The sequence below is a fragment of the Micromonospora vinacea genome, assembly GCF_015751785.1.
GTDB classification, from domain to species: Bacteria; Actinomycetota; Actinomycetes; order Mycobacteriales; family Micromonosporaceae; genus Micromonospora; species Micromonospora vinacea.
The window spans coordinates 596,147-608,809 of the sequence record NZ_JADOTY010000001.1; the positions used below are offsets into that span (position 1 = coordinate 596,147).

Annotated in this window: 12 protein-coding genes; 2 read left to right on the forward strand and 10 right to left on the reverse strand. The window is 74.1% G+C overall.

The genetic code is table 11. The features are described from left to right. Window position 1: 1 nt before the first annotated feature. On the reverse strand, window positions 2-571 hold the full coding sequence (locus IW249_RS02880; RefSeq protein WP_091405515.1) for a GNAT family N-acetyltransferase: 570 nt from the start codon (window positions 569-571) through the stop codon (window positions 2-4). After that, window positions 568-1,971 (reverse strand): cobyrinic acid a,c-diamide synthase CobB, encoded by a 1,404-nt coding sequence (locus tag IW249_RS02885; RefSeq protein WP_196919372.1) that lies wholly within the window; start codon window positions 1,969-1,971, stop codon window positions 568-570. Before IW249_RS02885 ends, IW249_RS02880 begins: the two co-directional genes overlap by 4 nt. A 205-nt stretch (window positions 1,972-2,176) precedes the next feature. Here IW249_RS02885 and IW249_RS02890 point away from each other — a divergent pair, with 205 nt between their 5' ends. Then, on the forward strand, window positions 2,177-2,998 hold the full coding sequence (locus tag IW249_RS02890; RefSeq protein WP_196919373.1) for an SURF1 family cytochrome oxidase biogenesis protein: 822 nt from the start codon (window positions 2,177-2,179) through the stop codon (window positions 2,996-2,998). Between the two features lie 10 nt (window positions 2,999-3,008). Here IW249_RS02890 and IW249_RS02895 read toward each other — a convergent pair whose 3' ends face one another. The 5 genes from IW249_RS02895 to IW249_RS02915 form a co-directional block, all read right to left on the reverse strand. Further along, a complete protein-coding gene (locus IW249_RS02895; RefSeq protein WP_231392386.1) occupies window positions 3,009-4,601 on the reverse strand; it encodes an ATP-dependent DNA ligase in 1,593 nt (530 codons plus the stop codon). Between the two features lie 88 nt (window positions 4,602-4,689). Continuing rightward, a complete protein-coding gene (locus IW249_RS02900) occupies window positions 4,690-4,896 on the reverse strand; it encodes a hypothetical protein (RefSeq protein ID WP_030333429.1) in 207 nt (68 codons plus the stop codon). A gap of 77 nt (window positions 4,897-4,973) precedes the next feature. Continuing rightward, the gene (locus tag IW249_RS02905) at window positions 4,974-6,317 is read right to left on the reverse strand and encodes a dipeptidase (protein ID WP_196924602.1); all 1,344 of its coding nucleotides are present in this window, start codon (window positions 6,315-6,317) and stop codon (window positions 4,974-4,976) included. A gap of 36 nt (window positions 6,318-6,353) precedes the next feature. Beyond that, window positions 6,354-7,499 carry a M48 family metallopeptidase gene (locus IW249_RS02910; RefSeq protein WP_196919375.1) on the reverse strand — a complete coding sequence of 382 codons (1,146 nt, stop codon included), beginning with the start codon at window positions 7,497-7,499 and terminating at the stop codon, window positions 6,354-6,356. Window positions 7,500-7,565: 66 nt separating this feature from the next. Beyond that, window positions 7,566-8,279, reverse strand: a complete 714-nt coding sequence (locus IW249_RS02915) for a uridine kinase family protein (protein ID WP_231392387.1) — start codon at window positions 8,277-8,279, stop codon at window positions 7,566-7,568. 201 nt (window positions 8,280-8,480) lie between these two features. Here IW249_RS02915 and IW249_RS02920 point away from each other — a divergent pair, with 201 nt between their 5' ends. After that, window positions 8,481-8,882: a rhodanese-like domain-containing protein gene (locus IW249_RS02920; RefSeq protein WP_196924605.1), complete on the forward strand. Its 402-nt coding sequence runs from the start codon at window positions 8,481-8,483 to the stop codon at window positions 8,880-8,882. 61 nt (window positions 8,883-8,943) lie between these two features. Here IW249_RS02920 and IW249_RS02925 read toward each other — a convergent pair whose 3' ends face one another. The 3 genes from IW249_RS02925 to IW249_RS02935 form a co-directional block, all read right to left on the reverse strand. Next, a complete protein-coding gene (locus IW249_RS02925) occupies window positions 8,944-10,482 on the reverse strand; it encodes a cobyric acid synthase (protein WP_196924604.1) in 1,539 nt (512 codons plus the stop codon). After that, window positions 10,479-11,537, reverse strand: coding sequence for a cobalamin biosynthesis protein (locus IW249_RS02930; protein ID WP_196924606.1), 1,059 nt, complete (start codon window positions 11,535-11,537; stop codon window positions 10,479-10,481). Before IW249_RS02930 ends, IW249_RS02925 begins: the two co-directional genes overlap by 4 nt. Before the next feature lie 313 nt (window positions 11,538-11,850). After that, window positions 11,851-12,612, reverse strand: a complete 762-nt coding sequence (locus IW249_RS02935) for a single-stranded DNA-binding protein (RefSeq protein WP_196919376.1) — start codon at window positions 12,610-12,612, stop codon at window positions 11,851-11,853. Window positions 12,613-12,663 lie beyond the last annotated feature (51 nt).

The window sequence follows — 12,663 nt, forward strand, 5'->3', positions numbered from 1 at the left end:
CTCAGCGCAGGTCGGCGGCGACGAACGACCAGAGCTCCAGATCCACCCGGCCGCCGCTGACGAAGCCGGCGTTGCGCAGCAGGCCCTCGTAGCTGAACCCGGCCTTCTCGGCGACCCGGCGCGAGGCCAGGTTGCCGGGTGCCACCCGCAGCTCGACCCGCTGGAAGCCGTGCTCCAGGATCAGCGCGATGGCCACCGCGTCGACCGCCTCGGCGGCGAAGCCGAAGCCCCGCGCGTGCGCCGCCATCGCGTAGGAGATCTCGGTGAGGCGGGCGCCCCAGTCGGTACGCCGGGTCCACAGCGAGCCCACCACCTGGTCGTCCTCGCGCCGGAGCACCGCGTAGTGGTCGCCCTCCCCGCTGTCGCGTCGCTGCCGGGCCAGATCGGTGCACCAGGCCAGCCCGTCGATCGGGCCGGAGTCGTCGGGCAGCGGCAGCCAACGCCGGGTCAGCTTGTCGGCGAAGATCTCCCCGGCCGCCGCCGCGTCGGCCGCCGTGAGCTGACGCACCTCCGTACGCGGGGTGGAGACGGTCAACGCCGGAAACCGGCGCACCGCCACCTGACCGATCACACCGACACCTCACCCGACTGCGCGGGCACCACCTCGCTCGTCGGGTCGGCCGCAGCCGCGGCGACCAACCGGGCGGCGGTCGCCGGATGGCTGGCCCAGTGCACTGTGAGCTGCGAGGCGTGCACGTTGCGCCAGACGAAGCCCTCCGGCGCGCCGCCGTCCCAGCTCCAGGCCGGGCGCTGACCAGCGCGGGGGGTGAGCACCGCACGGTGCGCCTTGTGCCCGACCAGCACAGTGCCGGTGGCGGCGACCACGCTGTCGGTCTGGGCGGTCGCCTCCCGGTAGCCGGCCACCACCCCGTCCCGGCTGACACCGACCGCGTCCAGGACACCGCACATCGGCAGCCCGTCCAGTTCCCGGGCCAGCCAGAGCAGGCCGGCGCCCTCGGCGATCACCGGACGCCCGGTCCGCGCCAACTCGGCCACCGCGATGCAGAGCCGCCGGTTGGCAGACAACTGCTCGGCGTACGCCTCGGGCAGCGCGCCGCCGACGACCAGCGCGCGGGTGCCGACCGGCAGCGCCTCGTCGCGCAGCGGGTCGACCACGACGACCTCGGCGCCGGCGGCCCGCAGCAGTTCGGTGGTCTCCGGGTGGCTGAAGCTGCCGCCCGGCCCACCGGCCACCGCCACCAGTGGCCGGTTCGCCGGGGGTGTGAACGTGCCGAGGGCCTCCTCGGGAGACCAGGCCGGTGCCGGCAGCGGCGGGGCGGAGCGGGCCAGCCCGAGCAGCCGTTCCAGGTCGACAGTGGCGGCGACGGCCTCGCCCAGCCGACGGATCGCACGGACAGCGTCGGCCGAGCCGTCGACGACCGGTGCCACCCCGTGCCGCCGCGACGGCAGCACCGCCGGCAGGTCCTGGCGACGCAGCGCGCCGTAGACCGGCACCCCCACGTCGTCCAACGCCTCGCGCAGCATCCCCTCGTGCCGCGACGACGCCACCCGGTTGAGGATCACCCCGCCGAGCCACAACTGCTCGTCGTACGAGCGGAAACCGTGCACCAGGGCCGCCACCGACTGCCCCATCGCGGCCACGTCGACGACGAGCACCACCGGGCTGCGCAGCGCGGCGGCCGCGGCGGCAGTGGACTCCTGCTCGGGACGGCCACCGACCGAGTCGTACAGGCCCATGCTGCCCTGCACCACGGCCAGCGCGGCACCGGCGGCACCGTGCGCCACCAACGGGGCGAGCCGGTCGAGGCCGACCAGTCGGGGGTCGATCACCCGACCGGGCCGACCGGAGGCGAGACCGAGGTAGGCGGCGTCGACGTGGTCCGGGCCGAGCTTGAACCCGGCGACGTCGACCCCTCGCTCGGCCAGGGCGGCGAGCAGCCCGATCGCCAGCGCGTTCTTACCATGCCCGGAGGACGGCGCGCTGAGCACCAGGCGCGGCACGACGGTCATCATCGACTCCTCGCGAGCGGCGGCGGGTACGCGACGGGACGACCGAGGCCGATCCGTCGGCGTGACGATACCCGCCCGGCTGGAGGCGCGAGCACCGCCAACCGGGTGCCCGGCCCGGCCCTGGCCGGAGCCCCGGGGCGCCGGTCCCGGCCCGTCCGGCCCGGTCCAGGTCAGTGGCGCCGGTCATACGAGTAGCCTCGGTGCCGTGTACCGGTTCCTGCTGAGCCCACGCTGGCTGGGCGCTCTCGCGCTGACCCTGGTCGCGGCCGCCGTCATGGTGTTCCTCGGCAACTGGCAGCTGGACCGCTACCGGGGGCGCACCGAGGTCAACGAGCGGATCGACGCGGGCCAGCGGATGGCCCCCGCGCCGCTCGCCGATGCGCTGCGCGCTCCCACCGGCGGCGCGGGAACGGCCGGTCCGGCCCCCGCCGAGGACAAGGTCTGGACCCGGGTCACCGTCACCGGCCGGTACGACCCCACGAACACCGTGCTGGTCCGTGGCCGGACGGTGGACAGCCGGGTCGGCTTCGAGGTGCTCACCCCTCTGGTGCTCGCCGACGGCACGGCGCTGCTGGTGGACCGGGGCTGGATTCCGCCGGCGCCCGGTGGGGCGACCGCCCAGCCGTCGGTGCCGGCCGCGCCGACCGGCGACGTGACTGTGGTCGGTCGGGTGCACGAGACCGAGAGCGGCGCCGGCGCGGTGGCCCGACGCGACGGGCTGCTGGAGATCCGGCGGATCGGGGTGTCACGGCTGGCCGGCGAGCTTCCCTACCCGGTCTACGGTGCCTACCTGCTGCTCGACGAGCAGACCCCGGCCGCCGATCCAGTGTTCAAGGCCGTGCCGGTCGGGCACACCAACAACTGGCAGAACTTCGGCTACGTCGTGCAGTGGTGGCTCTTCGCGGTGATGGCCATCTTCGGCTACGGCTGGGTGGCCCGTCGGGAGGCCCGCCGGGCCGCCGGCATCGGCACCGCCCCGGCTCCGCTGGACCGGGCCGCCGAACCGACGCCGACCGCCTCCGCCTGACCTCGCTCCGTCAGCCACTCACACGGCCGGCGTGGATGGCGCGGACCGCGTCGATGGTGTCCGCCTCGGCGGCGGACTTGTCGTCGCGATAGCGCACCACCCGGGCGAACCGCAGCGCCATCCCACCGGGATAGCGCGAACTCGTCTGCACCCCGTCGAAGGCGATCTCGACCACCTGCTCGGGCCGGACCCGGACCACCCAGTCGCCGCGTTCCACGGCGAGGCCGAGGAACCGCTCGGTCTGCCACCGCAGCAGCTCGTCGGTGAGCCCCTTGAACGTCTTGCCGAGCATGACGAAGTCGCCGGTGCGGGCATCACGGGCACCCAGATGCAGGTTGGACAGCCAGCCCTTGCGTCGGCCGCTGCCCCACTCAACGGCGAGCACCACCAGGTCGAGGGTGTGTCGCGGTTTGACCTTGACCCAGGCGGCACCGCGCCGACCGGCGTCGTAGGGGGCGTCCGGCGCCTTGACCACCACGCCCTCCTGCCCGGCGTCGAGCGCGGCGGCGAACGCGGCGGCGGCCTGCTCCGGATCGTCGACCTCCATCCGCCCGACCAGCAGCGACGAATCCACCGAACCGGCGAGGGCGGCCCACCGCTCCCGGCCGGGACTGTCGATCAGATCCTCACCGTCGAGGTGGAGCAGGTCGAAGAAGTACGGGGTGAGCACCGCCGCGCCCGTGCTGGCGGCCGCCGCGAGCACCGCCGGGGCGACCGGTGTGCGCCCGGTGGTGCTGGGGGTGGTGCGCCGGGCGGCCCGGCTCGACGTCTGCTGGAACGGCAGCGGGCGGCCGGTCTCGTCCAGGCCGATCGCCTCGCCGTCGAGGACCAACTCCCGGCCGGGCAGGGCCCGGACCGCGGCGACCACCTCGGGCACCCGGGTGGTGATCTCGTCGAGGCTGCGGGTGAACACGGCGATGTCGGCGCCGGAGCGGTGCACCTGGATGCGGATGCCGTCGAGCTTCACGTCGACCACCGCCGGCGTGCCGGTCGCGGCGAGCGCCTCGTCGACCGAGGGGGCGCTCTGCGCGAGCATCGGCGCCAGCGGCCGGCCGACCTGGAGACCGAACCCGGCCAGCTCGGCGGCCCCGCCGGCCAGCGCGGCCACCGCAACCGCCCGGAGATCACCGGCGAGCAGCAGCGCTCGGCGGACCGCCGCCACCGGCACCTCGGCGGCCCGGGCCACCGCGTCCGCGAGGAGCCCGGCCTGGGCGCCCTGCCGTAGCTCGCCACTGAACAGGCCGGTGAGCAGGCGCTGCTCGTCGGCCGTCGCCGCCGCGTAGAGGGCACCGAGCAGCGCCCGACGCCGGGCCTGCGAGCCGGAGCCGTGCACAGCGGCGATCTGTGCGATGGCCGCGTCCACGGCCGCCACCGTCAACGTCGGCTCGGCGGCCGGTGGCGGCAGGTCACGCAGGCTCGCGTAGCCGACCCCGGTCTGCCGTTGGCGCAGCTCACCGGCGAGATAGCCGGCGCCGGGCTCGACCTCGTCGGGGTCGAGCCGGCGCAGCGCGTCAGCGAGCAGCTCCACCTTGGCGCGCCGGCCGCTGGTGGCGCCGACGGCGGCGGACGTGGCTGCCAGATCGAGGAACCGCACGCAGCTCATCCTGCCAGTCACCTCCGACACCGCCCGGGCATTGCCGTGCCCGGGCGGTGTCGGCAGGGTGCCGCCCGCTCACGCGGACGACAGGCCCTTAAGCGGAGACGGGCTCCTCGATGCGCAAACCTCGGGCGCGGACCTCGCCGGCGACCCGGGAGAGCACCGAGTCGAGGGCGACCAGTGCGGCGGAGAGCTCACCGAGCTGTTCGTTGAGCGTGTCCTCGGACCACGCGGAGACATCGACATCGCCCAGCGCGCTGACAGCGGCCCCCAACCGGGCCATCACCTCGTTCGTACTCATGTACGAAAGGCTATAACAGCCGACCATCCGACACGCCGTAAACTCCCAGATCAGGCCCAAAGTTGCCGTTCTGACACCTAACCGCCGACCGCCGCCACGTTGCGCAGAAGCAGCGCCTCGGCGAGGCAGACCCGGGCGAACTCCCCCAGGTGCAGACTCTCGTTCGGGCCGTGCGCGCGGGCGTGCGGGTCCTCCACACCGGTCACCAGGATCGCCGCCTTCGGGAACATCTCCTGGAAGGTCGCGATGAACGGAATCGAGCCGCCGACGCCGATGTCCACCGGGGCGGTGCCGTCCCAGGCGGTCCGGAAGGCCGAACGGGCGGCGTCGAACATCGGCCCGGACGCGTCGATCACGCACGGGTCGCCGTCGTGTTCGAACGTGACAGTCACCTGCGCACCCCACGGCGCGTGCTGCTCCAGGTGCGCGCGCACCGCCGCGTACGCCCGCTTGGGGTCGTCGCCCGGGGCGAGGCGGATGCTGAGCTTCGCCTTCGCGGCCGGGACCAGGGCGTTCGGCGCCTCACCGGTGGACGGCGCGTCCACACCGAGGATGGCCAGCGCCGGCTTGGTCCAGAGCCGGTCGGTGATCCGGCCGGTGCCGATGAACTGCACGCCGTCGGCGAGCCCCGCCTCGGCCCGGACCCGGTCCTCCGGGTAGTCGACGGTGGCGCCCTCCCGGCCGACGAGGCCGTCCACTGCCACGTCGCCGGCGTCGTCGTGCAGCGTCGCCAACAGCCGGACCAGCGCGGTCAGCGCGTCCGGCACGGCGCCGCCGAACATGCCGCTGTGCACCGCGTGGTCCAGTGTGCGCACCTCGACGAAGCAGTTGACGATGCCCCGCAGCGAGGTGGTCAACGCCGGTACGCCGATGTCCCAGTTGCCGGAGTCGGCGATCACGATGACGTCGGAGGTGAGCTCGTCGCGGTGCTCGGCCAGCAGTTGCTCCAGCGAGTCGGAGCCGTACTCCTCCTCGCCCTCGATGAAGAGGACCACGCCGACCGGCAGTGCGTCACCGTACGCGCGCAGCGCCGCGACGTGCGCCATGATGCCGGCCTTGTCGTCGGCCGCGCCCCGGGCGTAGAGCCGGCCGTCCCGCTCCACCGGCTCGAACGGGTCGGACTCCCACAGCGAGCGGTCGCCGACCGGCTGGACGTCGTGGTGGGCGTAGAGCAGGACGGTGGGTGCGCCGGGCGGCGCGGCCCGACGGCCGATCACCGCCGGCTGGCCGCCGGATCGCACGATGTCGACGTCCAGGCCACAGCCGCGCAGCAGCTCGGCGACCGCCTCGGCGGAGCGTTCCACGTGCGAGTGGTCGAAGCCCTCGAAGGCGATGCCGGGAATGCGGACGAGGCGCTCCAGGTCGGCCCGGACGCCAGGCATCTCCCGCTCGACGGCGGCCCGCACCTCGGACTCGGACATGATCGGTGAGGTCATGACCGGCATCGTATGCCGGCCTTACCGGGGCGTGCCGGCGGAGCCCGTACCGTCACCGCTGTCGGCGGGGCCGGCGCCGGCCCGCGCGCCGGGGGCGGCCCGGCCGGCACGGTGGGCGCGGCCGGCCGCCTCGGTGGCGGCATCCATCCAGGAACGGGCCCGACCGGCGGTGCCACCCACCCACTCGCCGACGTCGCTCGCGCCGTCGCCGAGCCGGCGCAGCAACCCCACCAGTGGGTCGGTGGACCGGCTGAACTCCTCCCGGTACGACTCGGCAGCCGCCTTGATCTCCTCGGAGACGCTTGTCGAGCTGTCGTCCTCGCGGCGCGGATAGTCCCCGGCCAGCACCTGCCCGTACGCCCCGGAGTCGATCCACTGGCGCAGCTGCGCCGCCCGTGCCACCGGCGTCGGGTGGGTGCTCCACGCGGTCATCCGGATCTTGTGCAGGCTGTCGCGCAGGTCGCCGCCGCCGGCGTACTCGGCGGCCTGCTCCAGGAAGGCTGTGGTGTCGACCTGGGACAGGTCGCCGCCGCCGGCCAGCTTCATCAGCAGCCGCAGCGCGGCGGCCGGGTCCTGCCCGGCGAGCAGGCCGGCCCGGTCGGCGGAGAGTTCCGCCTTACGCCACCACTCCAGCATCGCCGCGATGATGGCCCGCAGCGCGATCGCGCCGACCGGCAACCAGCTCAGGTTGGCCGCCCAACGGGTGAGGATCATCAGCATGGTCTTGTAGACCGCGTGCCCGCTGCCCACGTGCCCCAACTCGTGGCCGAGCAGGCAGCGCAGCTCGTCCTCGTCGAGTTGCTGCACGCACGCGGAGTTGAGCACGATGAACGGCCGCTCCAGCCCCACCGCCTCGGCGCCCAGCCAGGGCGACTGGGTCACGTACAGCTCGGGCAGCTCGGCCACGTCGAGCGCCGCCGCGGCCTCGGTGTAGCGCTGCCACACCGCCGGGTACTGCCGGTGGTCGACCCGGATGCCGGATGCCAGCACGGACAGCCGGAACCCCCGCTCGTTCCACATCCCGAAGAACGCCCGCACCACGTCGTCGAAACCACGCAGCTCCCGCAGCGCGACCAGGGCACCCCGGTCGGCCGGATGCTCCCAGGCCCGCGAGCTGATTCCGGTGAGGGTGATCCGACGCCGCGCTGGCGCGTCCGCTGCCGTCATGGTGGCTCCCCGTTCGCCGTAGCTCCCCGCATCGTGCCGCAGTCGGTGGCAGACGTCCATGCCCGCCTAGCGAAGCCGCACGTAGTACCGGTCCGCGTCGTGCGGCAGGGTCGGCGCGCCATCCACCAACAGGTCGGCGTGGGTCGCGGTCTCGTCGACGGCGAAGTGCGCCCGTTCCCCGTCATGCCAGCGGCGCAGCTCGGGCAGGATCGCCGGCCCGTCCCGGTCGACCGCGCGAGCCAGTCGCAGCGGCGCGGGCGCGGTGACGAACACCGCCAGCGTCAGCTCCGGCCGGACGACCGCCCGGGCGGCGCTGACCCCCTCGACCACCAGCACCGGAGCCACCGGAACCGGAACCGGCCGGGGCAGAAAACATCGCCGGACCCAGCTGTACCGCCGGTAGGCGCCCGGTTCCCCCTTGCGCAGCGGGGCGAGCACCCCCTCGTCGAGTCGGGGCCAGAAGGTGACCTGGTCGTCCCATCCGTCGAGCAGGTCGTCGGTGTGCACCACCGGCGGCCGGCCGTCGAGCGGCCCTGCCAGGGCATCCGCGAGCCGCGCGGCGAACCGGCTCTTACCCGCGCCGCTCGGCCCGTCGACAGCGACCAGCCGGGTCCGCCCCAACCGCGCCGGGCCGGCGAGCACCCGACGAGCCAATCCGGCGTACGCCTCGACGACCGCCACTGTCGGCCCGCCAGTCTCCGGGTTCAGCACAGCCTCCCGTGGTGCATGCCCGAAGTATGCCGCCACCGCTGCTGGGCAGGGTGATCGGCTCTGGTTCATCGACGTCGCGATATCCCTGCTGGCCCGTGTCGATCATGCCGTTTGCGGGGCCGAAGTGGGGCACTGTGACACGTAGGGCTGACCGCCCTGGCCCGCCACCGTCACGTCCGGGGGAATTGGTGCGGCGACGGGTGACGGGCGGCCCGTTCGCCGCCCGGGGTGCCACCGAATCGGCATGATCGGGTGGTGCTCCGAGACGTAATGAGCCCCGGTATAGACGCCCTACTCGAACAGGCCCGCGCCGGGCTGAACCGACTGACTCCGCAGCAGACCGTCGAGGCGGTCCGCGGCGGCGCGTTGCTGGTCGACACCCGTAGCGAACTTCAGCGCCGCGAACAGGGCGACCTGCCGGGCGCGGTCGTCATCGACCGGACCGTACTGGAGTGGCGCCTCGATCCGGCCAGCGCCTGGCGGATCCCCGAGGCCACCGGGTACGACCGGGAGATCGTGCTGGTGTGCCGGCAGGGCTACAGCTCCAGCCTGGCCGCCGCCAGCCTGCAGACCCTCGGGTTGCGCCGGGCCACCGACATGATCGGCGGCGTGGACGCCTGGCTCGCCGCCGGCCTGCCCACCACCGACCGCCCCGCCGACGTCCGCCCCTGATATCCCCCGGCCTTGCCGTGCGCCGTGCCGCCTGCACCCTCCTCAGGGGACGGTGTGCCGGTCAGGACGGGGCGCCGGGTGGGATGAAGGGGAGGTCGGCGGGCGGGCCGACTTCGATGAGCCGCCAGAGGGCATCGGTGTCCAGGTGTTCCTCGACCAGGTCGCCGAGCAGGTCGAGTGAGCGTTCCCGGGCGGCGGCGAAGCTGGTGGCCGGTGCGACCCGGAAGCCGCTGCGCCCGGCCAGGCGAGCCGCCTCGGTGAGGAACCATCGGCGGAACCCGTCGGACTCGAACGCCCCGTGCCAGTGTGTGCCGTGCACCGCGCCGAGCACGGCGCCCTCTCCGACACCGTCGTCGCCGGTCAGCAGCGGGGTCAGGCCGGGGTCGGCCTGTGAGACGTACCCGTGGTGGATCTCGTAGCCACGCACCGGGAGCCCACCGTGGCCGGTGCCCGCCGACTGCCGGACGGTCTTGCGCGGGTCGAAGGTGATGTCGATGGGCAGCAGGCCGAGCCCCGGCACGCTGCCCTGCCGGCTCTCCACCGGGTCGTGGATGGCGCGGCCGAGCATCTGGAAACCGCCGCAGAGGCCGAGCAGGGGCTTGCCGGCCGCCACATGGGTGGCCACGGCGTCGGCGAGCCCGGTTTCGCGCAGCCACGCGAGGTCGGCGACGGTGGACTTGGAGCCGGGCAGGACGACCAGGTCGGCGGCGGCGAGCTCGGCCGGTTCGATGGTGAGGCGTACCCGGACGCCCGGCTCGGTGGCGAGCGCCTCCACGTCCGTGGCGTTGCTGATCCGGGGCAGGCGGACGACGGCCACGTCCAGCCATTCGCTGCCGTGCGGGGCGGCGGGCCGGCCGAGCACCCGGCCGTAGGCGAGTGAGTCCTCCGCGTCGAGCCACAGGTCGAGTGCCCAGGGCAGCACCCCGTACGTGGGGCGGCCGGTGACCTGACGCAGCATGTCCAGACCCGGCTGGAGCAGCCCGAGGTCGCCCCGGAACTTGTTGATCACGAAGCCGGCGATCAGGGCCTGGTCGGCCGGGTCGAGCAGGGCCACAGTGCCGAACATCGAGGCGAAGACACCACCCCGGTCGATGTCGCCGACGACGATGGCGGGCAGGTTGGCGTGCCGGGCCAGCCCCATGTTGACGTAGTCACCGGCCCGGAGGTTGATCTCCGCGGGGCTGCCGGCGCCCTCGCAGATCACCACGTCGTACGTCTCGCGCAGCTCCGCCAGGGCGGCGTACGCGGTCTCGGCGAGCCGGGGACGTAGCTGCCGGAAGGTGCCTGCGGTGATCGTGTCGACCGCCTCACCCAGCAGCACCACCTGACTGGCCAGGTCGCTGCCCGGCTTGAGCAGCACCGGATTGAACCGCAGGTCGGGTGCCAGCCCGCACGCCGCGGCCTGCATGGCCTGGGCGCGCCCGATCTCGCCGCCGCGTCCGTCCGGCCCGACGACCACCGCCGAGTTGTTCGACATGTTCTGCGCCTTGTACGGCGCCACCTTCACGCCCCGCCGGTGCAGCCAGCGGCAGATGCCGGCGGTGAGCACACTCTTGCCGGCGTCGGACGTCGTGCCGGCCACCAGCAGCCCGCCGCTCACCGCCCGCTCACCCGCCACGCCCCAACGCCCCGGGCGAGGCCGGCCAGCCCGCGCCCTCCGGCCGCAGCAACCAGCCCTCGCCGGCCCACGGCGCCGATCAGTGCACGCCTGCTCACGGCGCCTACCAACCGGCCGAGGGTCACCGGGTACGCGGCGGCCAGCCCGACGGCGGCCAACCCCACCGCGCCGGAGATCCGGGCGGCCCGCTTCAGGTGCCGCGCCTCGGGGCGGGGACCGTCACCGAGGAACGGCCGCACCTCGGAGCGCCCGAAATAGACGTTGCGGCCACCGAGGCGGACCCCGAGCGCACCGGCCATCGCCGCCTCGCACTGCCCGGCGTTGGGGCTCGGGTGGTCGTTGCGGTCCCGCCGCCACACCTGCAAGGCGCGCTGGCGGTCCCCGTGCGCGACCGGCGCGACGGCGATGGTGAGCAGCCCGGTCAGTCGGGACGGCACGAGGTTGAGCGCGTCGTCCAGCCGAGCGGCCGGGGTGCCGAACCGCGCGTAGCGCGTCGACCGGTGGCCGACCATCGCGTCGAGGGTGTTCGCCGCGCGGTAGCCAAGCAGCCCGGGCAGCCCGGCGACCGCACCCCAGAGCAGCGGAGCGACCACAGCGTCGGAGGTGTTCTCCGCGACCGACTCGACTGTGGCACGGGCCAGTTCCGACTCGCCCAGCGTCGACGGGTCCCGTCCGCAGAGGTGACCGAGGCGTCGCCGGGCGGCGGGCAGGTCACCGTCGCGCAGCGTCCGACCCATCACTGTCGCCTCGTGTCGTAGCGTGCGGCCGCCCAGCACGGTCCACGTGCCGGCCGCGACGAGCACCGCCCGGGTCACCGGCCGGTGCCGGGTGGCGGCTGCGGCGACCGCACCGAGCAACACCGGCCCGCCGACGGCCAGGGCGGTGAACGCCGTACCCGCCGTTCGGTCCGGGCGGTAGAGGCGGCGCTCCAGCGCGCCCGCGGCCTGCCCGAAGCCGGCCACCGGGTGCCACCGGCTGGGGTCGCCGAGCACCCTGTCCAGCGCGTACCCGGCGAGCAGCCCCACCGCGTTCGCCATCGGCGCTGTCCGTCGCACCCGCACCACCTCCGGCCGGCCAGCCTAGACGAGCACCCCGTGAACCAACCCGACCCACGGTCCCGCACCGGCGACGAGAACCCCTGGAGCGAAGAGGCAGGCCAGCCCCGCTGACGCCCGTCACGCGGGGTGACAGCGCTGATCACGCCGCCACCCCGCCCCCGTCGTGCCGCATGTGCCGCACCGCTCCGCACCATGCTGTGCCGCACCGCGCCGTGTGGTGCCGCGTGGTGCCATGTGGCCGAACCTCAGCCAGCTCGGCCGCCGCCCAACCCGCGACGGCCGAGCCGACCAGTCAGGCTGGCTGCGGGATCCGGCCCCGACCACGCCGCCCTCGACCGGGCTGCGCCGGCTCCGGTTGCCCCTCGTCGGGCACCGGCCCCAACTCGATGTCCAGCTCACCGTCGGCGTGGTCGTCGTCCGCCTCGGGCGGAGATGCCAACTCGTCGTCGAGGCCCGACGGGAGGTTGCCCTGCCCGACCTGTCCGCCACTCGGGGTGCTGTCGTCGTCCTCTCCGACGGTGGCGAACGGGCTGGTTACCAGCTCCGCGTAGTCGGGCAGCTCGAAGTCGTCGTCCAGCGGACGGTCGTCGGGCAGCACGGGTGCCTGCCCGGCCGGCACCGGCTCGGTGGGCTCGCCGTGCACCCGGCTCTCGGCCTCCGTGTCCTCCACGGTGCTTGTCGTCATGCTCGGCCGGTTGCGCAGGAACCGGGCCCGGCCCCGGGACAGGTCGTGGCCGACGGCGACCGCCTCCAACTCGTAGAGCGTGCGGTGGTTGCCGGCGTCGTCGGTCCAGTCGCGGGTGTAGAGCCGCCCGCAGACCACCACCGGATCGCCGACCATGACGGAGGCCGCGACCCCCTCGGCGAGCTTGCGCCAGCAGTTGACGCGGACGCGGAGCGAATTGCCGTCGACCCACCGGCCGCTGTCCCGGTCGAGTCGGCGGGCGGTGGAGGCGACCTTGAAGTTGGCCACCAGGGTGTTGCTCTGGGTCGTACGCCGCCACTCGGGCGTAGTCAGCACATTGCCGACGATTGTCACGTAAGTGTCGAACATCGTCCCTCCAGGGGGATCGGGGCCTGCCAGCGCGAGTCGACTCGACACCGA

Excerpts from the sequence above, each read along its gene's own strand:
- IW249_RS02910 (WP_196919375.1), bottom strand. The coding sequence starts at position 7,499 with ATGACGGCAGCGGACGCGCCAGCGCGGCGTCGGATCACCCTCACCGGA.
- IW249_RS02885 (WP_196919372.1), bottom strand. The coding sequence starts at position 1,971 with ATGACCGTCGTGCCGCGCCTGGTGCTCAGCGCGCCGTCCTCCGGGCAT.
- IW249_RS02915 (WP_231392387.1), bottom strand. The coding sequence starts at position 8,279 with ATGAACCAGAGCCGATCACCCTGCCCAGCAGCGGTGGCGGCATACTTC.
- IW249_RS02900 (WP_030333429.1), bottom strand. The coding sequence starts at position 4,896 with ATGAGTACGAACGAGGTGATGGCCCGGTTGGGGGCCGCTGTCAGCGCG.
- IW249_RS02935 (WP_196919376.1), bottom strand. The coding sequence starts at position 12,612 with ATGTTCGACACTTACGTGACAATCGTCGGCAATGTGCTGACTACGCCC.
- IW249_RS02920 (WP_196924605.1), top strand. The coding sequence starts at position 8,481 with ATGAGCCCCGGTATAGACGCCCTACTCGAACAGGCCCGCGCCGGGCTG.
- IW249_RS02895 (WP_231392386.1), bottom strand. The coding sequence starts at position 4,601 with ATGAGCTGCGTGCGGTTCCTCGATCTGGCAGCCACGTCCGCCGCCGTC.
- IW249_RS02905 (WP_196924602.1), bottom strand. The coding sequence starts at position 6,317 with ATGTCCGAGTCCGAGGTGCGGGCCGCCGTCGAGCGGGAGATGCCTGGC.
- IW249_RS02930 (WP_196924606.1), bottom strand. The coding sequence starts at position 11,537 with ATGGCGAACGCGGTGGGGCTGCTCGCCGGGTACGCGCTGGACAGGGTG.